This is a genomic window from Pseudosulfitobacter koreensis, from assembly GCF_024733015.1.
Taxonomy (GTDB): Bacteria; Pseudomonadota; Alphaproteobacteria; order Rhodobacterales; family Rhodobacteraceae; genus Pseudosulfitobacter; species Pseudosulfitobacter koreensis.
Window position 1 is genome coordinate 64,832 of sequence record NZ_JANKJG010000005.1, and the last position, 21,110, is coordinate 85,941.

Consider the following 21,110-nt stretch of genomic DNA (forward strand, 5'->3'; position numbering starts at 1 on the left):
GTGCGCAAGCTTGCGCTGGAAAACACGCCGCCAACCACAAAGGAAATGTCATATGCCCCTGATGACAGGTACAAAAATCCCCCGCCACATGCGGCTGTTCGAACTGATGCGTCAGAAAGAACGCGCAGAGCAGACGGCTGCGCGTGTCGCGTGTCTGCCGCGCCAGATCAGCAGCGGACAGGCCGATGCGTTCAAGGAAATGGCGCAACAGTCGCTCATGCGCCGACTTTGATAGGTTAAGGGCTGTTCAGGACCGCGCCGGGTCGAGTTCAGACACGACCGCGCCGCATTTGACAATCCGTGTGAACGTGCAGCGCTCAGCCGCGAAAGCCGGTGGCGACCACGAATTTTTCCGAACTGTCGGCGCGCGACGATGGCGGCTTGATATTCGCCACCTTGTCGAACCGTTGCTTGAGCAGTTTTTGCAGATCGCCCTCGGCCCCGCCTGCCAGAACCTTGGCGACAAAGGTGCCGCCGGTTTCCAGCACGTCGAAGGCAAAATAGGCCGCCGCCTCGCACAGGGCGATGATGCGCAAGTGGTCGGTCTGCTTGTGCCCGGAGCTTGATGCCGCCATGTCCGACATCACCACGTCGGCCTTGCCGCCCAGCCATTCCTTGACCTGCAGATCCGCGTCGTCTTCCATGAAGTCCAGCACGTGCAGCTCGCAGCCTGCGATCGGGTCCATCTCTTGCAGGTCGACGCCCAGGATGGTGCCGACGGATTTGCCCGACCGCTCGTTCAGGGCATTGACGCGCTTGACCGCGACCTGGCACCAGCCGCCGGGGGCTGCCCCCAGATCGACCACGCGCGCGCCCGGCACCAGAAATCGGTACTTGTCGTCCAGTTCCATGATCTTGAACGCCGCGCGCCCGCGATAGCCTTCGGCCTGTGCGCGCTTGACGTATGGGTCGTTCAACTGGCGCTGCAGCCACCGGGTCGAGCTGGTCGTGCGCCCGCGCGCGGTCTTGACCTTGACGGTCAGCTCGCGCTGGCCGCGCCCGGAGGTGTTCTTGCCATCAGGTGTTTTTGCCACGGAAATCCGCCTTTCGTTGCGGTGCAGATACGCGCTTGGACGCAGTGCTTCAAGCGATGGTAGACGATAGATACGGCAGGCTGCGGAAAAATCCGCTAAAGTACGCCCTCGCCCAGCACGCCATCCGCGCTCATCTGCGCATAAAGCAGCCCCTCGCGCAGGCCGCGATCCGCCACGCTCAGCCGGTCCGTGGGCCAGCACCGCATCAGCGCCTGAAGGATGGCGGCCCCCGACATGATCAGCGCCTGACGGTCCTGCCCGATGCGCGGATCGGCGCGCCGCCCGCCCGGCCCCATGTCCAGATAGCTGCGGATCACCTTGTCGATCTGTTCGGACGTCATCCGCAGGCCATCGACCTGAGTACGGTCATAGCGTTTCAGCCCCAGATGCGAGGCGGCGACGGTGGTGACGGTGCCCGAGGTGCCGACAATCTGGAATTTCTCGTGCACCTTGGTGTCGTGGTAAGGTGCGAAATCCGCAAGGTTTTCCTCGAAAAACCAGCTCATCAGGGCAAAGCGGGCCGCGTCATCCTCGACGTCGCTGAACTGGTCGCGCAAGGTCGCCACACCCAGCGGCACGCTGATCCAATCGACCACGCGTGCCTGCGGCACGTCGTTGACGGCGGCGGTGTTGAAACCGCTGTGCAGGCGCATGATCGCCTGCGGGCGGTCGTTCTTGGGCACCTTCGAGATGTCGATCCACACCAGTTCGGTCGAGCCGCCACCGATGTCCACCACCAGCAGGTTCTGGGTCTTGCGGCTGACCAGCGGCGCGCAGGAGATCACGGCCAGCCGCGCCTCTTCCTCGGGCTGGATGATTTCCAGCCGCAGCCCGGTTTCGCGGTGCACACGCTGGATGAATTCACTGGCGTTGATCGCCCGCCTGCAGGCTTCGGTCGCGACCAGCTTCATCCGACGCACCTTGTGCTGGCGCAGTTTTTGCTGACAGATTCGCAAGGCCTGGATGGTGCGCATCATGGAGCCGCGCGACAAACGCCCGGTGCGTTCCAGACCCGCGCCCAACTGGACGGATTTGGAAAAACTGTCGATCACCTGAAAGCCCGTCCCCTTGGGTTGGGCAATCAGCATGCGACAACTGTTCGTGCCCAGATCGAGCGCGGCATAAAGCTCACGTGATCCGGACTGAGGCACGGGGCTCAGAGCCGGTTGTTCGAGCGCGCCCGCACCTGTGGGACGCTTTGGCGCCATTGTATGCGCCTTTCATAACGAGTTGGGATCACGATAGGCTTTTGCCGCATCTCACGCAAGGACGGCTTTGCGGCAAGGACGGTGACAAAGGCGTGTGGCCGGGGGCGGATCGCCGCGTTTGGGCCAAGACCAGAGGCCTTGACTTGCCCCGTGGGCAGGCGCTGCCGGGCAAAGGTCGCTGACAGAGTGCTTTGGGTCGAAAAACGCCACCGCTGCGCTTCGGGCGTGCCTTAGACAGGGCGAAATCGGCCATCGGGGGGAATCACGAGATGCCAGACGTGACAATCGTATACTGGCGGGACATCCCGGCGCAGGTAATCGTGGGCAAGGGCCGCAGCGGGTCCAAACGCCAATTGCCCGAGCGGTTCGAACAAGCCATCGACCGTGCCGCGATGAAGGTCAACGCCCGCGACGCCGACGCCTATCTCGCCGAATGGCGCAAGGCCGTCGCACATAACATCGACGGCGACGCCGCCGAGATCGCCGAAGCCGAGGCCACACGTCTCGATACCGAATATGACAGTGCGCGGATCAAGGCGCTGATCGACAACGAAGGCTGGGCCTGAACACCCCTGCCGCCTGACCAAAAGGTTTCCTGACATGGCACTTCTGAATTTCAAGAAAACTCCCGAAGGTCCGGTAGCGGGCCGCATCTCGCCTGAAGTCGAAGCCTTTCTGCAAGGCTATTCGATCGAGGTGATGCCGCGCACCGCAGAGAAGGTCGAGAATTTCCGCGATCTTCTGCCCGAAGGCACCCGCGTCTATATCGCCCATATCGAGGGCACGCCGATCGAGGACATGGTCGCCACGGCCAAACGTCTCAACGCCGACGGCTTTCCGGTCATGCCGCATTTTCCCGCGCGCATTATCCATGACCGCGCCATGCTGGAAGACTGGATCGCGCGCTATCAGGGCGAGGCGGACGTGAAACAGGCGCTGTTGCTGGCAGGTGGCGTGACCACGCCGCACGGCGATTTCGACAGTTCGATGCAGCTTCTGGAAACCGGTGCCTTCGACAAGGCGGGCTTTACCCGTCTGCATGTTGCTGGTCACCCCGAGGGCAACAAGGACATCGACCCCGATGGCCGTGGCATCAACGTCGCGGACGCGCTGCGCTGGAAACAGGATTTTGCAAACCGCACCGACGCGCAGATGGCGCTGGCGACACAGTTCGCCTTCGAGGCACAGCCGATCATCGAATGGGCCGACAGCCTGAAGGCCGCCGGGATCGACCTGCCCATCCACATCGGCATCGCGGGCCCCGCCAAGTTGCAGACGATGATCAAATTCGCCGTCGCCTGCGGCGTGGGCGCATCGCTGCGTGTGCTGCAGCGCCGGGCGAAGGACGTGACCAAGCTGCTGCTGCCCTTCGAGCCCAATGACGTCATCGCCGAACTGGCCGCGCACAAGGCCGCCAATCCCGACTTTAACGTGACCAACGTGCATTTCTTCCCGTTGGGCGGTATCAAGACCAACGCCCACTGGGCCATCGAAAACGGCGGCGCTGCTGCCCAACCGGCCAACGCCTGAAGGACCGAACACCATGACACGCACCATTGTTGAATCCAAAACCAAGACCGCGATCATCGGCTTTGACCAACCGTTCTGCGTGATCGGCGAACGCATCAACCCCACGGGCCGCAAGATCCTGGCCGAAGAGCTTGAGCGCGACGATTTCAGCCGCGTCGAGGCGGACGCGCTGGCGCAGGTTGCCGCCGGTGCCACCATTCTCGACGTGAACTCGGGCGCCGTGTTCTCGAACAAGATGGCGCAGGACCCGCGCTATGCCGACAACAACTTTGTCGAGCCGATGCTGATGAAGGCGCTGGTGGAACGCGTGCAGGCCATCGTCGATGTGCCCTTGTGCATCGACAGCTCCGTGCCCGGCGCGCTGGAACAGGGTCTGGCCGCCGCCGAAGGCCGCCCGCTGCTGAACTCGGTCACCGGCGAGGAAGAGCGTCTGGAACTGGTGCTGCCGCTGGTCAAGAAATACAACGTTCCGGTCGTGGCGATTTCCAACGACGACACCGGCATTTCCGAAGACCCCGATGTGCGTTTCGAGGTCGCCAAGAAGATCGTGCAGCGTGCCGCCGACTTTGGCATTCCCGCCCATGATATCGTGGTCGATCCGCTGGTGATGCCGATCGGTGCGATGGCGACTGCGGGCTTGCAGGTCTTTACCCTGGTGCGGCGCCTGCGCGACGAGCTGGGCGTGAACACCACCTGCGGTGCTTCCAACATCAGCTTTGGCCTGCCCAACCGTCACGGGATCAACAACGCGTTCCTGCCGATGGCGATGGCCGCGGGCATGACCAGCGCAATCATGAACCCCATCGCCCTGCCTGTTGGGCCGCTGAAGATCGCCGAGAAACGCGCCGAGGTCGAAGCGGCGGGCATCATCCTGCCCGAGGACATGGACGACGAGACCTTCGTGCAAATGTTTGGCCTGGGTTCGACCATGGCGCGCGCGGGCAAGGAAATGGAAGCGATCCGGGCCGCGAATTTCCTGACCAACAACGATCCGCACGGGTCCGACTGGATCAGATTCAACAAGGTCGCGCCGAAGGCGGGCCAGGAAGGTCGCGGTCGCGAAGGACGCACAGGCGGTCGCCGCCGCCGCGCCTGAGCCTTTGATTTAAATGTTGAATTTTGCCCCGGTGTGCCCCGTACGCCGGGGTTTTTTGATGTGCGGTTCGGGGTTTGACGCGACGCCGCGCGGGGCGGTCGGTGCGTCCTGACGCCGGTTCCTGGTGAAACCCGCAACCGCGTAACCGCTTCTTAACGGTGCGTCCGCTAGACAGTCTTCAACCGCTGACGAAGTTTGCCCGGATCGCGATCTTGCAAAGCTTCCCACCTTTGAAAGGACTGCCCAATGGCTGAACCCATCTTGCTGCCGCCTCGTCTGGATTTGTCCAGCGTGCCCGCAGTGCTGGCCGAGCTTAAGGCGCGGCCAGAGGACGAACCGTTGGTGCTGGACGCCGCGGGGGTCATCCATTTCGGTGCATTGGGCCTGCAGGTGGTGGTGTCCGCCGCGAAATCCGCAGGCGATCGGTTCCAGTTGCTGAATGTCTCGGAAAAGGCGCTGGAGCAGTTGCATTTCATGGGAATGACGCCTGAGAAAATCAGCGGGGGCGCGGCATGACGCTGAGCATCCTTGCCGTCGACGACAGCCGCACGATGCGCGACATGATCCGGCTGGCGCTGGAACCTGCGGGCTTTACCGTCACGACCGCCGACGATGGCATCCACGGGGTCGAGGTGCTGAACGGCATCGCCCCCGATGCCATCATCACCGACATCAACATGCCGCGCATGGATGGCTTTGGCTTCATCGACGCGGTGCGCGGTCAGGTCAAACACCGCGCCACCCCCATTCTGGTACTCACGACAGAGGCGGCACCAGAACTCAAGGCCCGTGCCCGCAATGCCGGTGCAACGGGTTGGATCGTCAAACCCTTTGACCCTGCCAAGCTAATCAAGGCCCTGCAAATGGTCGCGGGATAGGAGAACACAACATGCCCGAACTGGACCCTATGGCCGAAATCAGGGCCTCATTCTTCATCGAATGCGAAGAGCTTCTCGAAGCCTTGCAAGACGGTCTTGAAACCATGGCCGAAGACAGCGGCGACCTTGAGACGATCAACGTCGTCTTCCGCGCTGTCCACTCGATCAAGGGAGGCGCCGGCGCCTTTGGCCTGGAAGCGCTGGTGCGCTTTGCCCACCGCTACGAGACTGTGCTTGATGCCGTGCGCAGTCATGTGATGGTGGCCGATGGCGATGCGATCAAACTGTTTTTTCGGGCTGCCGATCACCTGTCGGACCTGGTCCGCGAATCGCGCGACAACGGCGTTCTGCCCGAGGCCGAAGGGAACGCCATCCTCACCCAGCTTGATGCTCTGCTGGGCGACAACGGAGTCGAGGAGGTGGAGGAAACCGAGATCGACTTTCAGCCGATGGGCCTCGCGCTGGATCTTGGCCTGCCGGACTTGGACGCGCTGCCGCCTGCGGGGCCTGCGGAATTCACCATTCACTTCACCCCGCAGCCAGAACTTTATGAGACCGGCAACGAGCCCTTCATGATCCTGCGCAATCTGGCCGAACTTGGCCCCTGCGAGGTGACGTGCACCACTGAAAACGTGCCGCTGCTGCGGGACTGCGTTAGCAACGGCGGCTATCTGGCCTGGACCGTGAAGCTGTGCGCAGACATCTCGCAGGACGATATCATCGCGGTCTTTGATTTCGTGGAAGGGCTGTGCGACCTGACAATCGAAAGCATGCAAAGCGCGCCCTCTTCCAAAGTCAGTCCGGCCTTGCCCGACTTGCCGCCGTTGCAGGATGAGCCGCCAAGACAAATCGTGCCCGAAGCCCCCGCACCGATGCCTGCGGCCAGATCCGACACACCTGCCACTCCAAAGGCCAAGGCCGCCACACAACCTGCCGCCAAAGCCGTGGTGCGCGTCGATCTGGACCGGATCGAGCGTTTGGTGAACCTCGTGGGCGAGTTGGTGATCAATCAGGCGATGCTGTCGCAAAGCCTGGAATCCTCGGGCCTATCGCCGCACTCGGATTCGATGAACGGCCTTGAGGAATTCCAGCGTTTGACCCGCGACATTCAGGACAGCGTGATGATGATCCGCGCCCAGCCGGTCAAATCCCTGTTCCAACGTATGTCGCGCATCGTCCGCGAATGCAGCGCCGCGGTTCGCAAGGACGTGCGCCTGGTCACCGAAGGCGACACCACCGAAGTCGACAAGACCGTGATCGAGCGTCTGTCGGACCCGCTGACCCACATGATCCGAAACGCAGTCGATCATGGACTGGAAACGACAGAAGACCGCCGCGCGGCGGGCAAACCTGAACAGGGCGTTGTCAAACTGACCGCCGCCCACCGGTCCGGTCGTGTCATTATCGAAGTGTCCGATGACGGCGGCGGGATCAACCGGCCCAAGGTCCAGCAGATCGCCGCGAAAAAGGGGCTGATCGCGGCCGATGCCAATCTGTCCGACGTCGAAATCGACAACCTGCTGTTCCTGCCCGGTTTCTCGACCGCAACCGAGGTGTCCAACCTGTCGGGCCGCGGCGTCGGCATGGATGTCGTGCGCAACGCCATCCAGTCGCTGGGCGGGCGCATCACGATCACCTCTTCGCCGGGAACCGGCACGACATTCTCGATCTCCTTGCCGCTGACGCTCGCGGTGCTGGATGGAATGGTGGTGCATGTCGCGGGTGAAACGATGGTCCTGCCACTGAACCTGGTGATCGAAACCCTGACCATCGACCACGACAACCTCGAACAGACCCGCCCTGGTATGAACGTGGTCCGGGTGCGCGGCGAATTCGTGTCGCTGTTCGATCTGGGCGTGGAACTGGGATACCGCTCTGCACAGGAAAGCTATCTGGACTCGGTTGTTCTGCTGATCGCAGACGAGGCTGGCAGCCGCGCGGCCCTTATCGTGGACGAGATACAGGACCAGCGGCAGGTCGTGATCAAAGGGCTCGACGAAAGCTTTTACCGCGCTCCCGGCATCGCGGCCGCCACCATCCTCGGTGACGGGCAAATCGCCCTGATCCTCGACCCCGCCGACATCATCGCACAGGCCCAAAGCAACGCTTCGGTCCTATCTCCCAAACTGATGGAAATGACGCAATGAGTGTAACCTCTCCCAGCAGCCCCGTCGAACTTCTGACCTTCCGTCTGAGCGATCAGGAATATTCTCTTGATATCATGTGCGTGCGCGAAATCCGTGGTTGGACGCGCACCACACCCCTGCCCCATGCGCCCAGCTACATGAAGGGCGTGATCAACCTGCGCGGCACAGTCCTGCCGGTGATGGATCTGGCCGAACGTCTGGGTTTGCCGCCACGCGAACACACTGATCGCAATGTGATCATTGTGGTCAAGTTCGAAGAGACGATGACCGGCCTTTTGGTCGATGCCGTCTCCGATATCATCGCCCTGACATCAAGTGACTTGCAGCCCCCGCCGGACGCCGCCTCGAACGGCGGTGTCGGGATCATCAAGGCGCTGACATTGCTGGACGACCGCATGATCCGGGTGCTTGAACTCTCAGAAGTGGTCCCGCCCCCGCAAAGGGATGCAGCGTGATCGAGGTTGCGCATGACAACGAGGTCGAACTGTCCTTGGTGACACTTGATGCCCTGCATCAGGTCTCCTATTCCGAGGCCGGTTTGATCCTTGCGCCTGAAAAGGTGCGCATGGTGCAGTCGCGCCTGCGCCACCGCCTGCGCGAGACGAACATCCCCGACTTTGAGGCGTATCTCGCGCTCGTTCGCTCTGATGAGGGCGCGCAAGAGCGGCGGATGATGATTTCGGCATTGACCACCAATGTCTCTCATTTCTTCAGAGAGCCGCATCATTTTGACATTCTTGGCACACGTATTCTGCCGCTTGCTCAGGCAAAGCTGAAGGCCGGGGGGCGCTTTCGCATCTGGTCCGCCGGGTGCTCGAACGGGCAAGAAGCTTTCTCGATCGCGATGTATCTGCTGGACAAGGACCCCACGCTGCAAGACGCGGATTTCCGGATTTTGGCCACCGATGTGGATTCCAAGGTGATCAGCTTTGCCCAGGCGGCGATCTACCCTGACCGGATGACCCAAGGCATCCCGGACCGTCTACGCGCGCAATTCCTGGAGCCTGCAGAAGGTGCAGGCCAGCCGGCACATAAGATCAAGGATACTGTCCGCCAGGTGATCCGGTTCAAGGAGTTGAACCTGCTGAAACCATGGCCGATGCGGCAGGAGTTTGACGTCGTGTTCTGCCGAAATGTGGTGATTTACTTCGACGGCGTGACCCAAGACAGTCTCTGGCCACGTTTCCACGCGGCATTGGCGCCAGAGGGTATCTTGTTTCTGGGTCACTCCGAACGTGTGTCGGCGCCGGAAAGGATGGGCTTCAGCGTCACCGGCCCGACGGCCTATGACAAGGTGCAGGCCCAGGGCACCGGCATTCTCAGCGCGCTCAAGACACAGAGGACACCCTATGGCACTTCGTGATCAAATACGGATCATGGTTGTAGACGATATGTCGACCAGTCGCGGTCTGATCACCCAGGCGCTTGACGGGTTCGGCATTCGAACCGTCTACACCTCTGATGATGGGGCCGCTGCCCTTGTTCAATTGCACCGCACGCCGGTTCATCTGGTGATTTCAGATTACAACATGCCGAACATGGACGGACTGACCTTCCTGCATCATCTGCGCAGCCAGCCTGCGACGCAAAAGATCGGATTTATTCTGATCACCGGGCGCGCCGAACAGCAGATCATGGACCAGGGGCGTAAACTGGGGATGAACAACTACCTCAAGAAACCCTTCGAGCCGATGGACCTGCGTCGCTGCATCGAAACCGTGGTCGGTCCGCTATGAGCAAGGCGTCTGTCCCGCTTCCCACGCGCACGGGCGCGCACCTGGCCGAGCTTGCCGCTCAGGTGCATCAGGTTGAGTTGCTGATAGGCACGCAGTTCAAACACTTGGACATGACCGAGGCGGATTTCCTGACCGGCATGCAGAAACTGGATTATCTGCATCAGTCGTTGATGGATATTTCCGAACTTGTCAGCCAGTTCCGCGAGCCCGATGCGCATCGCAACCGCCTGTGCGAGGCCGTGCGGCTGGAGAGCACGCGTCAGCTGATCCAGGATGACGGGCGAGAGCGTGTTCAGGAAAGGAGCGCCGGCGCGCTGGATTTGTTTTGAAGGACCTTTGACGGGGAAGGATGACATAAATGCGTGCGTCAGATAGGATTTCAATTGTCGATTTTTGAACCCTTGACCGACTGTTTCCTGCCCGTTGGTTGCCATTTGCAGGCAGGTAGGCTGCTGACCAACGCGGCCTTTTCCGGCAGGGTTGCAGGTTTTCGCATGAAGGATCACATACCCTCCGTCGGGTAACACGGGTGTGGTGCGGCTTGCCCAACCTGCTTCGGTATGCTGCGTCGTGGTATGTGAACGTTTCGCGAGATGGTTGCCCGGCGCCTTGCGCGACAGTGCCGCCGGGCGTTGCACGACGGCGCTGTCCTGTTTTTCGAGACGGTGGCGCGACGTATCGCATGACAGTGCTGCGGCGGTGTGCGGGACAATGTCGCAGCGCTTTGGACGAACTTGTTAAAAAGTTCTGCATGATGGTTCAGGGATACCTTGGGAGTCGGTGCCAAGACAGTTCGAGCGATGGTGACGCGACGCTATCGACGACATTGCGATGATGCCTTGCGCGTTGGCTTGATGACGCTTTGCGGCACAATTCTGTGATGCTTTGCGCGACATTTGCATGATGCCTTGCGCGACATTGACGCGATGGCTTCCGCCACTTTGTGATGTGCCGCGTGACAGGGGGCGGAGTGCAAACACTTTTCGGCGGGATCATCCAATTCGCGGGTGTTCACCGCGTTCGCCCGTCTGAACGGGCGCGGGGCGTGCGTGATTGGGCCATGTCCGACCAAAACCTTCCAATACCTTCTAGAATTTGAAGCCTCGCAAAAGCTCCCAAGCTTTGGCTGCGGAAAACTGTTGTGTTCATCTGATCCGATTGTGCGCATCCACCCGCGTCACCTGTTGAACACTAATTTCACATGGCCGCTTCAATTTAGACCGCCTGCCGATGAGGATCGCCGTTTCTCCAAGGTGAAACCGCTTCCGAACCATCCGGCGGCACACATCGGTTTTGCAGCGCAGTTCAAGGTGTCACATTTCGGCTGCTTGGCGAAACTGCGTTCCTTATTCACGCAGTCTCATGTCCCGGACGCCACCAACAGACGTTGACCGCACATTGCCCACGCAGACGCCCGGTCAGAAAAGTTCCAGGTCGTTGCCCTTCGGCGGGGCTTGCAGGACGGCTTTCGGCTCGTCGATATGGTCGGTGGAAATGCGTTGCAGAACGCGCCCGCTGGCGGGCCAGAACCGGATGTTGCGCGCGTTCGATCCGCCAAAGGAATGGCCGTCGCAGGTGATCCCTTCGCTGGCAAGAAAGTCCAGCGTGAACTGCGCGTTCGCGTCGCCGATGTCCGACAGGCCGTTGACCATGCGCGCGCCGCCAAAGGCCTTGGCGCGCAGGGAGGAGCGTCGGGCGCCTGCCTTGATCAGCTCGTTGATCAACACCTCCATGGCGTTGACCCCCATGAAATTGTCGGTCAGGTCCGCATCTCCGCGCACGGTCAGCAGCATGTGGTTCATGCCGCCGACCTTTGCGCCGGGGTCCCACAGGCAACAGGCCACGCAAGACCCCAGAAGCGTGGTGATGACCACATCGGGATTGCCGGAGGTCGCATGCTGCCCTTGGGTGATGTGCAGTCTGGTTTCGGCCATCAGGCACCGCTGAGCCGATTGCGGCTGTACGCGGAGAGCCCGAGATCGAGGTCCCGCGCCGGAGCCGCACATGGGCAATTTATCAAAGGGCGAAAGGTCATCAGCATCCGTGACACGCATCTCCAGACATATATCAGGCACGATCGCCACGGCCTTGTTATGACCCGCTTGCGTAAACACGCGCTTAATGTGCGCGGTGTTTCTGCCGACCTGCATCAGACACCTACACGCACAGGCTGCGAGGGCTCGCATCAGCTTGCATCAAAAACAGGCAGGACAGTGCCCCTGCCCCAAAACTTTCATTTTGGTGCGGACTCTCATTGCAGTATGGAATTTTGCGGTCTAACATTTGATCAAATTGGCGTGAAACGGAGTCAGGGGTTCTGTAAGCTATTGGAATAAATCTGATTTATCTTCGGTGGGTTGCAGCCAAATATGATCTTGGTGCCAATAAAAATGCAAAATTCGGTGAAGTCCCTCTGACTTCTGCCGCAGGGAGAACCCTCACGTGACAGCAGCAATCAGTGTGCGAAATCTGCGCAAAGTCTACCCCGGATCGCCGGAGGTCGTCGCGCTGGCCGACGCCAGCATCGACATCGAGGACAATGAGTTCTTTACCCTTCTGGGGCCTTCGGGGTGCGGAAAGACCACACTTTTGCGAATGATTGCGGGGTTCGAACACCCCACGTCGGGCACCTTGACGATGCATGGCAAGGATCTGGCGAACCTGCCGCCCTACCAGCGTCCGGTGAACACGGTGTTTCAAAGCTATGCGCTATTTCCACATATGACGGTCGCGCAGAACATCGGGTTCGGGCTGGAAATGCTGGGCAAGCCCAAGGCCGAGATCAAGCAGACCGTGGGCGAGATGATGGAACTGGTGAAGATGAGCCAGATGGCGGACCGCCAGACGGGCCAGATTTCCGGCGGTCAGCAGCAGCGGGTGGCGCTGGCACGTGCGCTGGCACCGCGGCCACGGGTTCTGTTGCTGGACGAGCCGCTGAGCGCGCTGGATTTCAAGCTGCGCAAGGACATGCAGCTGGAGCTGAAGCGGTTGCAGATGGAGACGGGCATCACGTTCATCTTCGTGACCCACGACCAGGAAGAGGCGCTGACGATGTCCGACCGGATCGCGGTGATGAGTGCGGGCACCATCCGTCAGATCGGCGGGCCGCGTGACATCTACGACCACCCCGCCGAACGGTTTGTGGCCGATTTCATCGGGGACACGAACTTTGTGCCCGCCGAGGTTGCCGCCAGCAAGGGCACGGACGCCGACGTGACCCTGTCGTCGGGCAAGGTCATCGCCGCGCGCATGCCCGAGGGCGAGGCGATGCAGGGCAAGGTCACCCTCGCCGTGCGCCCCGAACACGCCAGCATCTGTCCGGAGGCAGAGGCGCTGTTGCCCGGCACCCTGTCGGAAATCGTCTATTTCGGCACGGACACGCATTACCACGTGGCGCTGGACGACGGCACCGGATTTGTCGTGCGCCGACAGAACCGGCCAGACGAGATCAGCGGCTTTTCGACCGGCGACCGCATCGGGGTGCAATTCGCGCCCGGTGTCGGCCAGGTTCTGAGAGACTGATCATGGCTGATACCTCCCTTCCCGCCAATGCCACGGAAAAGCGCGCCGCCCGCGTGCGCTGGCTGTTGCTGGCACCTGCGCTGCTGGTGCTGCTTTTTGCTGCATCGGGCCCGCTTTTGATCACGCTGGTCTATTCGATGCTGACGCCGGGCGACTACGGCGGGGTGATCTGGCAGCCGTCTGCCGACGCATGGTTCAACGTGGTCCTGCAACGTGACATCTTCGACGACACGCTCAGCTGGTCTGACGCGCATCTGTCGATCTTCTGGCGGTCGGTCAAGCTGTCGCTGATGACCACGGTGGGCTGCATCATCTTTGGCTTTCCCACCGCATATTTCATCGCCACGCGCCCCAAGAAACAACGCGATCTGTGGATGCTGCTGATCATCATCCCGTTCTGGACCAACATTCTGATCCGTACCTTTGCCGTGGTCGAGCTGATCCGGAACGAAGGCACGATCAACACCGTGTTGATGTGGTCGGGCATCATCGACGCGCCGATCCAGATGCTGTTCACCGAGTTTTCGATCCTCGTGGGCATGATTTATGTCTATCTGCCGCTGATGGTCCTGCCGCTCTATGCGTCGATGGAACGTCTGGATTTCTCACTGGTCGAGGCGGGCTATGATCTTTACGCGACGCGGATGAAGGTGTTGCGCCGGATCATCCTGCCGCTGGTCAAACCCGGCGTCGTTGCGGGGTCCATCCTGGTCTTTGTGCCGTCGCTGGGCGCCTATGTCACCCCGCGGGTGATGGGCGGCGGCAATCAGTTGATGATCGGCAACCTGATCGAGCTGCAATTCGGACAGGGCCGCAACTGGCCACTGGGGGCGGCGCTGTCGATCACCCTGCTGGCCATCGTGATGGTGGCGCTGATGGTCTACGTGCGCACCGCAGGAAGCGAGGAACCCAAACATGGCTAAACGCTTTGACATTCAACGGATGCCGGGGTTCAAGACCGTCGCGGCTGTCACCTTTGTGCTGCTTTACATGCCGATTTTCCTGCTGGTGATCTATTCGTTCAACGCGGGCACCTCGATCGCGATCTGGGAAGGGTTCTCCTGGCGCTGGTACGTGTCCGCATGGGACAACCAGCAGGTGCAGGAGGCCACGGTCCGCAGCCTGATAATCGCCTTCTGGGCCTCGGCGATCTCGACCACGCTGGCGGTTCTGGCGGCCCTTGCCACCACCCGCACGCCCAAGTTCAAGGGGCAGTCGGCGGTGTTTGCGATGATCAACCAGCCGCTGATGGTCCCCGAAATCGTGACCGCCGTGGCGCTGCTGATCTTCTTTGCGATGATCAAGGTGGCGACGGGGTACACCGGCCTGCTCTATCTGATCATCGCGCACACCGCGTTCTGCATTCCCTTTGCCTATCTGCCGATCCGCGCGCGATTGACGGGCATGGATCTGGCGCTTGAGCAGGCAGCCGCCGATCTTTATGCGCCGCCGTTCCGTGTTTTCACCCGCATCACCCTGCCGCAGCTGTGGCCCGGCATCCTGGCCGGGGCGATGCTGGCCTTTGTGATCAGCCTGGACGATGTGGTGATCACGGAGTTTGTAAAATCTGCCGGACAAGATACGCTGCCCACGTACATGCTGGGGCAATTGCGCCGTGTCGTCACGCCCGAGGTCAACGCGATCTCGACCGTCCTGCTGGGGATTTCGGTGACGATGGTTGTCGCCTTTACCGCGCTCAGCAAACTCAAGACCTGAACCACAATAACAACTGGGAGCTCGAAAAATGAAAAAGACACTGACAAGCATCGCCGCCCTTGTGGCGGTCAGCAGCCCGGCCTTTGCCGATGGCGCGCTGAACATCTACAACTGGGGCAACTACACCAGCCCCGAGATGATCGAGAAGTTCGAAGCCGAGACCGGCATCGACGTCACGATCACCGACTACGACAGCAACGACACCGCGCTGGCCAAGATCAAGGCAGGTGGTCATGGGTTTGATATCGTAGTTCCCTCAGGCACTTACGTGCCGATCTTCATCAACGAAGGTCTGCTGATGGAATCCAAGCCCAACGAGATGGAAAACTTCAAGAACATGGACCCGCAGTGGGTCGATGTGGAATTCGACCCCGGCCGCAACTACACCGTGCCGTGGCAATGGGGCACCGTGGGCGTGACCGTGAACACCGCCGTCTATGATGGCGACATCAACACCGCCGCCGTGATCTTTGATCCGCCCGAAGAGCTGAAGGGCAAGATCAACGTCGTGCCCGAGATGAACGACGTGATGGGCATGGCCATCAACTATGTCGGGGGCGAACAGTGCACCGATGACAAGGAAACGCTGATGAAGGTCCGCGACACCCTGCAGGCGGCCAAGCCGTTCTGGCTGTCGATGGATTACGGCAACATCGAGAAATACGCCAAGGGTGACCTTGCCGCCGGTGTGAACTGGAACGGCGCTTCGTTCCGGGCGCGCAACGACAACCCCGACATCGCCTTTGGCTATCCGCAGGAAGGCTTTCCCGTCTGGATGGACAACGCGGCCATCCTCGCCGATGCGCAGAACGTCGAGAACGCCAAGACCTTCCTGAACTTCATCATGGACCCTGAAAACGCCGCCATGCTGTCGTCGTTTGCACGCTATGCCAACGGCATCGCAGGCTCGGAAGAGTTCATGCCCGACGACATGAAGACCGCGCCCGAAGTCGTGGTGCCTGCCGATCTCAAGGGCGCCGCCTATGTTTCGCGCACCTGCCCGCCGTCGGCGACCAAGCTTTATACGGCGATCTGGACCGAACTTCTGAAATAAACAGACCCTGCGCGGCCCCCGAAAAAGGGGGCCGCGTTTTTCTTTTACGAGGCGCACATGACTGCTGACATCATCATCCACAACGGCCACCTGATGACCTTTGACCCCGACAACCCGCAGGCGCAGGCGCTGGCCATTGCAGATGGGCGCATCACCGCCATCGGCGACGATGCGATGGTCAAGGGGCTTGCCCGCGACACCACCCGCATGATCGACGCCAGAGGCTGCACCGTACTGCCCGGTTTCATCGACAGCCATGTGCACCTGTTTGGAGGCTCGGTCGAGTTGGGCCAGCTTAGCCTTTATGGCGTGCATGGGCTGGACGAGATGCGCGACAAGATCGTGCCCTATGCCGACGCCAACCCCGACGATGATCTGGTGTTCTGCGTCATGGCCGACTACGGCATTCTGGGCACCGGACACACGCTGACACGGCACGATCTGGACAGCATCCTGTCCGACCGACCGCTGGCGATGTTCGCGCCAGATCACCACACCGTCTGGGCCAATACCGCAGCGCTGAAGGCCGCAGGGCTGTTGCAGGGCGGCAAGGTCGATGCCGGATCGCAGATCGTGATGGGTGACGACGGGCTGGCCAGCGGCGAGCTGCTGGAGCCCGGCGCCTACAGTCCGATCCTTGCGATGACCCGCCACGCCGGCCGCGAGATGATGGGGCTGACCACCGGCAAGAACCCGGTGCCGCCCCCCACCAAGGACCAGCGCGAAATGGACAAGGACGCGATCGAGGCGGGCCTGAAACATTGCGCCGAACAGGGCATCACCAGCCTGCACCTGATGGATGGCAACATCTATCAGCTGGAACTGCTGAGCGAGCTTGAGACCGAGGGCCGCCTGCTCTGTCGCTGCGAAGTGCCTTTTCACATGAAAGGCACCGATCCGCTGGAGCGTCTGACCGAAGACGCCCCCGAGATGCGCGCGCGGTTTCAGGGCGACAAGGTGCGCTGCAACCACGTCAAGATGTTCATCGACGGCGTGATCGAAAGCGGCACCGCGCTGATGCTGCAACCCTACCCCGGTGATCTGGGTGCGGATGGCAACATGGGCGACGAGGTCTTTACCCAGGATCATTTCGTGGCCTGCGCGGTCGAGGCCGACCGGCTGGGATTTCAGATCGCGGTGCATGCCATCGGCGACGCCGGGGTGCGGCGCACCATCGACGCCTACGAGGCCGCGCAAAAGGCCAACGGCGCGCGTGACAGCCGCCACCGCATCGAACACCTTGAGGTGATGCATGTGGACGACATCCCGCGTCTGGCCGAGTTGGGCATCGTCGCCTCGATCCAGCCGGGGCATGCGCCGCGCGGCCATATCTTTCCGCCCGGTGCCGTGGGGCAATACCTGCACGACGACCAGATCCCCGGTGCCTACGCCTGGCAGGACATCCGCGAGACGGGGGCCGCCGTGGTCTTTTCAACCGACTGGCCGGTGATCCCCATCAGCGTGATGGACAACATCAAGGCCGCGATTGCACCGCTGGACCTTGGCCCCAAATGGCGTGACCAGACCCAAAGCCTGACCGACACGCTGGCCAGCTACACCCGCGACAACGCCTGGGTCGAGTTCAACGAAGAGCGCAAGGGCAAGCTGAAGGCGGGCATGATGGCCGATATCACGGTCCTGAGCCACGACGTGACGGCATTGGCACCTGCCGACATCACGCAGGCCAGCGCCGTGGTCACGATCTGCGACGGCCAGGTGACCTTCACCGCCTGAGCTTCCTGCGCTGATGTGTGTGTTTAAAACATGCACGTCAGCGCGGACACGCGGCGGCCTGGTACCTGCCAAAAACGAAGAAGGCCGCCCGTGGCGACCTGGTCGAAATCAACGACTTAAGGGGGTTATGGCGGAGCGACAGGGATTCGAACCCTGGAGACGGTCTCCCGCCTACACACTTTCCAGGCGTGCGCCTTCGACCACTCGGCCACCGCTCCGTTCGGGCGACATAGCGTGGGACGGACAGCCATTGCAAGAGGCAATCGGGTCGAAACGTCAGTTGTCTAGGTGAATATAGACGCGGCGGTTCATCCGGCCCTTTTTCTCGATCTTTCCAAGGCGTAGCTGGCCGATTTCGCCGGTGCGGGCCACGTGGGTGCCGCCGCAGGGTTGCAGGTCGATAGGGTGTTGCGCCGCGCCGATGCGCACCAGACGGATCTGCCCTGCCCCGCGCGGCGGTTTTACGGCCATCGTCTTGATCAGGCCGGGGTTTGCATCCAACTCATCCGCGCTCATCCACGTGTCCGAGACTTGCGCGTCTTCCATCACATAGTCGTTCAGCGCGTCCTCGATGGCGGCACGGTCTTCGGGCGCGTCGGGCATGTTGAAATCCAGCCGCCCGTGCGTCGCGCTGATGGCGCCGCCGGTGACGCCGAACGGGATCGCGACCGACAAAAGATGCAGCGCAGTGTGCACGCGCATGTGGCGGTGCCGCCGGTCCCAGTCCAGCGACTGTGTGACATAGGTGCCGATGGCGGGCAGCGGCTGCGGCTCGGCTGGCACCAGTGCGATCCGGTCGCCTTCGGCCTTGAGCGTGGTGGCGATGGGCATCCGCTGGTGGTCCCACTCCAGCACGCCGCTGTCGCCGGGTTGTCCGCCGCCCGTGGGATAGAAGACCGTCGCATCCAGCACGACACCGCCCTCTGGCGTGTGGGCGATCACACGGGCGTCAGCGTCGCGCCGGTAGGCATCTTCGCGAAACAGCATCCGTGTCATCAGCCGCGGCCCGGTGCGTCAGGCGTGTCTGGCGTGTCTGCGTCGCTGTCGGTCACGGTGTCCGTCGTGGGGTCGTCGGGCTGGCCCTTGGGCTTGGCCTGGGTTGCGATCTTTTCGGGCTTGGGCGCAGGTTGGCCGCCAGTCAGCACCTCGGGATTGCGCAGCCAGATGTCGCGCTGCGCGAACGGAATCTCGATACACTCTTCCTGGAAGCGCGCGGCAATCGAGTGGTTCATGTCGTTCCGCACGGACAGCACCCAGTTCACGTCGCGCAGGATGGCGCGAATTTCAAAGTCGAGCGCATCGGCGCCGAAACCCATGAACAGCACATTGGGCGCAGGGTTCGCCAGCACCATCGGATGCGCGTTTGCAATCTCGCGCAGGATCGCATCGACGCGCATGGTGTCCGTGCCATAGGCCACGCCCACAGGCAGGATCAGGCGGCCCACGGTGTTGCCACGGGTAAAGTTGGTGACGGTGCCGCTGACCAGATCGGCGTTGGGCACGATCACATCGGTGCGGTCAAAGGTCTCGATCCGGGTCGAGCGCACCGAGATGTCGCGGACATAGCCGTGCTGGCCGCCCACTTCGATCCAGTCGCCTTCCGAGATCGGGCGCTCGATCAGCAGGATGATGCCCGACACGAAGTTGCTGACGATGTTCTGCAGACCGAAACCGATACCGACCGACAGCGCACCGGCGACGATGGCCAGAGACGAAAGATCAATCCCCGCCGAGGTGATCGCGATGAGCGCCGCCAGAAAGATGCCGACGTAGCCCACGCCCGACACCATCGCCACCTGCCCGCCCGGATCAATCTTGGTCTTGGGCAGCAACGAGGTTTTCAGCGTACCTTGCAGGGCGCGCGTCAGGAACAGGCCGATCATGAACACCACGATCAGCGTGATCAGCGACCCCGGCGACAGGGTGGTCTCGCCGATATCAACGCCCGCACGGGCGCGCGCCCAAAGCTCGGTCAGATCGGTGACCCGCGCGCCCCAGATCAGCGCGAACAGCGGCACCGACGCCAGCAGCAGCGCAAAGCCGATCAGGGTCGGCAGCAGGCCGATGGTGCCGCTGGTCGACTTCGAGAAATAGACATAGGCGTCGTTCACCGCCTCTTGCAGCAAGGCCACGGTTGCAAACAGCGCCAGCGACAGGATCGCGGGATAGATCAGCGCCTCGGCTGCGGTGACATAGCCCGCTGCCGCCAGCAACGGGGTGATCATCGCCACCACCTTTGCCGCCTGCCCCAGCAGCACCACCAGACGGTTGCGATAGGCGTTTTCCTCGGTCAGCGAAGAACCGTCGAGCGTCGCATCATGGTGGCGCAGCAACTGCCCCAGCCGGAACGTCAGCACGCTGGCCAGCACGATCAGCGGAAACGACAGGACATTGTTCACCTCGGCCGAGAAGCGGTCGAAATCCGACAGGTTCATCACGATCAGGTTCGCCGCCAGCACAAGGCCCAGCAGCATCGAATAGAAACGCCCCTCGGTGCGGCGCGCATCGGTCAGGCCCAGCGGGCTATAGACTTCATGGGCGGCGGGAAACATGCGGCTGCCGATCCAGCGCGCAAAGAAGATCGAGATGCCGATAGCAGGCAGCACGTTCAGCATCAGCTCGCCGCGCGGACCGTAAAGCTGGGTCGCCCCAAGCGCCTGGATCAGCGCATAGATGCCCATCAGCGGAAAGATGATCTGCCCTAGCGAGACCACGAACCCCACGACGTCGCTGCGGGCCTGCGCGTCACTGCGGGCGATGCGCACGGCGACCTGTTCGCTCCAGGTGCGCGAGCGGGCCAGCAGGACGATGGCCACCACCACCAGCACCAGAACCAGCGGCAGATTGTTCTGCGCCTCGGCGCGGCGGGCGGGGGTCGACCAGGCCTGATAGGTGCCGCTCCAGACGGCGCGCAGGGAATGGCCGAGGTCTCGCAGTGCGACGCCCCACAGGGCGGGGTTGATCGGCATCGGGCCACGGTTCAAAAGCTTGTCGGCCTGACGGGCGCGCAGGATCGAATCGATTTCCGAAATGATCCCGTTGGCGCGGCTGAACGCCTCTTCTGCCGTGCGGCGCGGCGTGGTCAGGCGGGTCAGCTGCTCGTTCAGCTCGGCCCGCCGCTGCGCAATCTCGGGCGCTTCCTCGGCCTCGCCTTCGGCGGGGGGCGGCCCAAGGGCTGCAAGCTGGTCGCGCAGCGTGGTCAGGCGTGGGTCGTTGGCCGACAGCAACGTCTGGAACTGCGCGCGCCAGTCGGCCACCTGCGTGCGCAGGGACGTCAGCGCATTGTCCGACGCTTCGGCAGAGCCTACCGCCTCTTCGGCGCGGTTCGCCAGCAGTTCCCATTGGGAATAGTCCGGTGCATTGGCCGCAGCCTGCTGCGCCATGGCGGGCGGTGTCGCCGCCATGCCCACCAGTGACAGCGACAAGGCCGTCAGAAGGATTGCGAGAAAGCGCAT

21 protein-coding genes and 1 tRNA gene are annotated in these 21,110 nt (G+C 61.9%); 16 read left to right on the forward strand and 6 right to left on the reverse strand.

The genetic code is table 11. The features are described from left to right. Positions 1-52: 52 nt before the first annotated feature. Positions 53-232 carry a hypothetical protein gene (locus tag NTA49_RS08620; RefSeq protein ID WP_258294309.1) on the forward strand — a complete coding sequence of 60 codons (180 nt, stop codon included), beginning with the start codon at positions 53-55 and terminating at the stop codon, positions 230-232. An 85-nt stretch (positions 233-317) separates the two neighbouring features. Here NTA49_RS08620 and NTA49_RS08625 read toward each other — a convergent pair whose 3' ends face one another. Beyond that, positions 318-1,034 carry an RlmE family RNA methyltransferase gene (locus NTA49_RS08625; protein ID WP_258294310.1) on the reverse strand — a complete coding sequence of 239 codons (717 nt, stop codon included), beginning with the start codon at positions 1,032-1,034 and terminating at the stop codon, positions 318-320. A 95-nt stretch (positions 1,035-1,129) separates the two neighbouring features. Continuing rightward, a complete protein-coding gene (locus NTA49_RS08630; RefSeq protein WP_261368221.1) occupies positions 1,130-2,242 on the reverse strand; it encodes a Ppx/GppA phosphatase family protein in 1,113 nt (370 codons plus the stop codon). A gap of 269 nt (positions 2,243-2,511) precedes the next feature. Here NTA49_RS08630 and NTA49_RS08635 point away from each other — a divergent pair, with 269 nt between their 5' ends. The 10 genes from NTA49_RS08635 to NTA49_RS08680 all read left to right on the forward strand — a co-directional run bounded on the left by NTA49_RS08635 (position 2,512) and on the right by NTA49_RS08680 (position 9,958). After that, positions 2,512-2,808: a virulence factor gene (locus NTA49_RS08635; protein ID WP_258294312.1), complete on the forward strand. Its 297-nt coding sequence runs from the start codon at positions 2,512-2,514 to the stop codon at positions 2,806-2,808. Between the two features lie 34 nt (positions 2,809-2,842). Beyond that, complete coding sequence (locus NTA49_RS08640; protein ID WP_258294313.1) at positions 2,843-3,772, forward strand: methylenetetrahydrofolate reductase; 930 nt, start codon at positions 2,843-2,845, stop codon at positions 3,770-3,772. A gap of 13 nt (positions 3,773-3,785) precedes the next feature. After that, positions 3,786-4,868, forward strand: coding sequence for a methyltetrahydrofolate cobalamin methyltransferase (locus NTA49_RS08645; protein ID WP_258294314.1), 1,083 nt, complete (start codon positions 3,786-3,788; stop codon positions 4,866-4,868). Positions 4,869-5,114: 246 nt separating this feature from the next. Beyond that, a complete protein-coding gene (locus NTA49_RS08650; protein WP_258294315.1) occupies positions 5,115-5,384 on the forward strand; it encodes an STAS domain-containing protein in 270 nt (89 codons plus the stop codon). After that, positions 5,381-5,746: a response regulator gene (locus NTA49_RS08655; RefSeq protein WP_258294316.1), complete on the forward strand. Its 366-nt coding sequence runs from the start codon at positions 5,381-5,383 to the stop codon at positions 5,744-5,746. Before NTA49_RS08650 ends, NTA49_RS08655 begins: the two co-directional genes overlap by 4 nt. Positions 5,747-5,757: 11 nt before the next feature. Then, complete coding sequence (locus NTA49_RS08660) at positions 5,758-7,893, forward strand: chemotaxis protein CheA (RefSeq protein WP_258294317.1); 2,136 nt, start codon at positions 5,758-5,760, stop codon at positions 7,891-7,893. Beyond that, on the forward strand, positions 7,890-8,348 hold the full coding sequence (locus NTA49_RS08665) for a chemotaxis protein CheW (RefSeq protein WP_258294318.1): 459 nt from the start codon (positions 7,890-7,892) through the stop codon (positions 8,346-8,348). Before NTA49_RS08660 ends, NTA49_RS08665 begins: the two co-directional genes overlap by 4 nt. Continuing rightward, the gene (locus tag NTA49_RS08670) at positions 8,345-9,256 is read left to right on the forward strand and encodes a CheR family methyltransferase (protein WP_258294319.1); all 912 of its coding nucleotides are present in this window, start codon (positions 8,345-8,347) and stop codon (positions 9,254-9,256) included. The genes NTA49_RS08665 and NTA49_RS08670 overlap by 4 nt, the downstream gene beginning before the upstream one ends. Continuing rightward, positions 9,243-9,629, forward strand: a complete 387-nt coding sequence (locus NTA49_RS08675) for a response regulator (RefSeq protein ID WP_258294320.1) — start codon at positions 9,243-9,245, stop codon at positions 9,627-9,629. The genes NTA49_RS08670 and NTA49_RS08675 overlap by 14 nt, the downstream gene beginning before the upstream one ends. Further along, complete coding sequence (locus NTA49_RS08680) at positions 9,626-9,958, forward strand: hypothetical protein (RefSeq protein ID WP_258294321.1); 333 nt, start codon at positions 9,626-9,628, stop codon at positions 9,956-9,958. Before NTA49_RS08675 ends, NTA49_RS08680 begins: the two co-directional genes overlap by 4 nt. Positions 9,959-11,047: 1,089 nt before the next feature. On the opposite strand, the gene NTA49_RS08685 is transcribed toward NTA49_RS08680, so the two are convergent. Next, entirely contained in the window at positions 11,048-11,563 is a 516-nt protein-coding gene (locus tag NTA49_RS08685; protein WP_258294322.1) for a chemotaxis protein CheD, read from the reverse strand. A gap of 508 nt (positions 11,564-12,071) precedes the next feature. On the opposite strand from NTA49_RS08685, the gene NTA49_RS08690 reads away from it, so the two are divergent. The 5 genes from NTA49_RS08690 to NTA49_RS08710 are packed head-to-tail and all read left to right on the forward strand — an operon-like array spanning position 12,072 to position 17,655. Next, on the forward strand, positions 12,072-13,151 hold the full coding sequence (locus NTA49_RS08690) for an ABC transporter ATP-binding protein (protein ID WP_332844281.1): 1,080 nt from the start codon (positions 12,072-12,074) through the stop codon (positions 13,149-13,151). 2 nt (positions 13,152-13,153) lie between these two features. Then, complete coding sequence (locus NTA49_RS08695) at positions 13,154-14,074, forward strand: ABC transporter permease (protein WP_258294323.1); 921 nt, start codon at positions 13,154-13,156, stop codon at positions 14,072-14,074. After that, positions 14,067-14,867 (forward strand): ABC transporter permease, encoded by an 801-nt coding sequence (locus tag NTA49_RS08700; protein WP_258294324.1) that lies wholly within the window; start codon positions 14,067-14,069, stop codon positions 14,865-14,867. Before NTA49_RS08695 ends, NTA49_RS08700 begins: the two co-directional genes overlap by 8 nt. Positions 14,868-14,895: 28 nt before the next feature. Continuing rightward, the gene (locus NTA49_RS08705) at positions 14,896-15,921 is read left to right on the forward strand and encodes an ABC transporter substrate-binding protein (protein WP_258294325.1); all 1,026 of its coding nucleotides are present in this window, start codon (positions 14,896-14,898) and stop codon (positions 15,919-15,921) included. A gap of 57 nt (positions 15,922-15,978) precedes the next feature. Continuing rightward, positions 15,979-17,655 carry an amidohydrolase gene (locus NTA49_RS08710; protein WP_258294326.1) on the forward strand — a complete coding sequence of 559 codons (1,677 nt, stop codon included), beginning with the start codon at positions 15,979-15,981 and terminating at the stop codon, positions 17,653-17,655. 128 nt (positions 17,656-17,783) lie between these two features. On the opposite strand, the gene NTA49_RS08715 is transcribed toward NTA49_RS08710, so the two are convergent. The 3 genes from NTA49_RS08715 to NTA49_RS08725 form a co-directional block, all read right to left on the reverse strand. Next, a tRNA-Ser gene (locus NTA49_RS08715) sits at positions 17,784-17,873 on the reverse strand. A gap of 58 nt (positions 17,874-17,931) precedes the next feature. Next, positions 17,932-18,651 carry an alanyl-tRNA editing protein gene (locus NTA49_RS08720; RefSeq protein WP_258294327.1) on the reverse strand — a complete coding sequence of 240 codons (720 nt, stop codon included), beginning with the start codon at positions 18,649-18,651 and terminating at the stop codon, positions 17,932-17,934. Then, complete coding sequence (locus tag NTA49_RS08725) at positions 18,651-21,110, reverse strand: DUF3772 domain-containing protein (protein WP_258294328.1); 2,460 nt, start codon at positions 21,108-21,110, stop codon at positions 18,651-18,653. Before NTA49_RS08725 ends, NTA49_RS08720 begins: the two co-directional genes overlap by 1 nt.

Coding starts and splice junctions, on each gene's coding strand:
- NTA49_RS08630 (WP_261368221.1), bottom strand. CDS start 2,242: ATGGCGCCAAAGCGTCCCACAGGTGCGGGCGCGCTCGAACAACCGGCT.
- NTA49_RS08675 (WP_258294320.1), top strand. CDS start 9,243: ATGGCACTTCGTGATCAAATACGGATCATGGTTGTAGACGATATGTCG.
- NTA49_RS08635 (WP_258294312.1), top strand. CDS start 2,512: ATGCCAGACGTGACAATCGTATACTGGCGGGACATCCCGGCGCAGGTA.
- NTA49_RS08685 (WP_258294322.1), bottom strand. CDS start 11,563: ATGGCCGAAACCAGACTGCACATCACCCAAGGGCAGCATGCGACCTCC.
- NTA49_RS08650 (WP_258294315.1), top strand. CDS start 5,115: ATGGCTGAACCCATCTTGCTGCCGCCTCGTCTGGATTTGTCCAGCGTG.
- NTA49_RS08725 (WP_258294328.1), bottom strand. CDS start 21,110: ATGCGCTTTCTCGCAATCCTTCTGACGGCCTTGTCGCTGTCACTGGTG.
- NTA49_RS08700 (WP_258294324.1), top strand. CDS start 14,067: ATGGCTAAACGCTTTGACATTCAACGGATGCCGGGGTTCAAGACCGTC.
- NTA49_RS08705 (WP_258294325.1), top strand. CDS start 14,896: ATGAAAAAGACACTGACAAGCATCGCCGCCCTTGTGGCGGTCAGCAGC.
- NTA49_RS08710 (WP_258294326.1), top strand. CDS start 15,979: ATGACTGCTGACATCATCATCCACAACGGCCACCTGATGACCTTTGAC.
- NTA49_RS08695 (WP_258294323.1), top strand. CDS start 13,154: ATGGCTGATACCTCCCTTCCCGCCAATGCCACGGAAAAGCGCGCCGCC.
- NTA49_RS08620 (WP_258294309.1), top strand. CDS start 53: ATGCCCCTGATGACAGGTACAAAAATCCCCCGCCACATGCGGCTGTTC.
- NTA49_RS08660 (WP_258294317.1), top strand. CDS start 5,758: ATGCCCGAACTGGACCCTATGGCCGAAATCAGGGCCTCATTCTTCATC.
- NTA49_RS08665 (WP_258294318.1), top strand. CDS start 7,890: ATGAGTGTAACCTCTCCCAGCAGCCCCGTCGAACTTCTGACCTTCCGT.
- NTA49_RS08640 (WP_258294313.1), top strand. CDS start 2,843: ATGGCACTTCTGAATTTCAAGAAAACTCCCGAAGGTCCGGTAGCGGGC.
- NTA49_RS08680 (WP_258294321.1), top strand. CDS start 9,626: ATGAGCAAGGCGTCTGTCCCGCTTCCCACGCGCACGGGCGCGCACCTG.
- NTA49_RS08720 (WP_258294327.1), bottom strand. CDS start 18,651: ATGACACGGATGCTGTTTCGCGAAGATGCCTACCGGCGCGACGCTGAC.
- NTA49_RS08655 (WP_258294316.1), top strand. CDS start 5,381: ATGACGCTGAGCATCCTTGCCGTCGACGACAGCCGCACGATGCGCGAC.
- NTA49_RS08645 (WP_258294314.1), top strand. CDS start 3,786: ATGACACGCACCATTGTTGAATCCAAAACCAAGACCGCGATCATCGGC.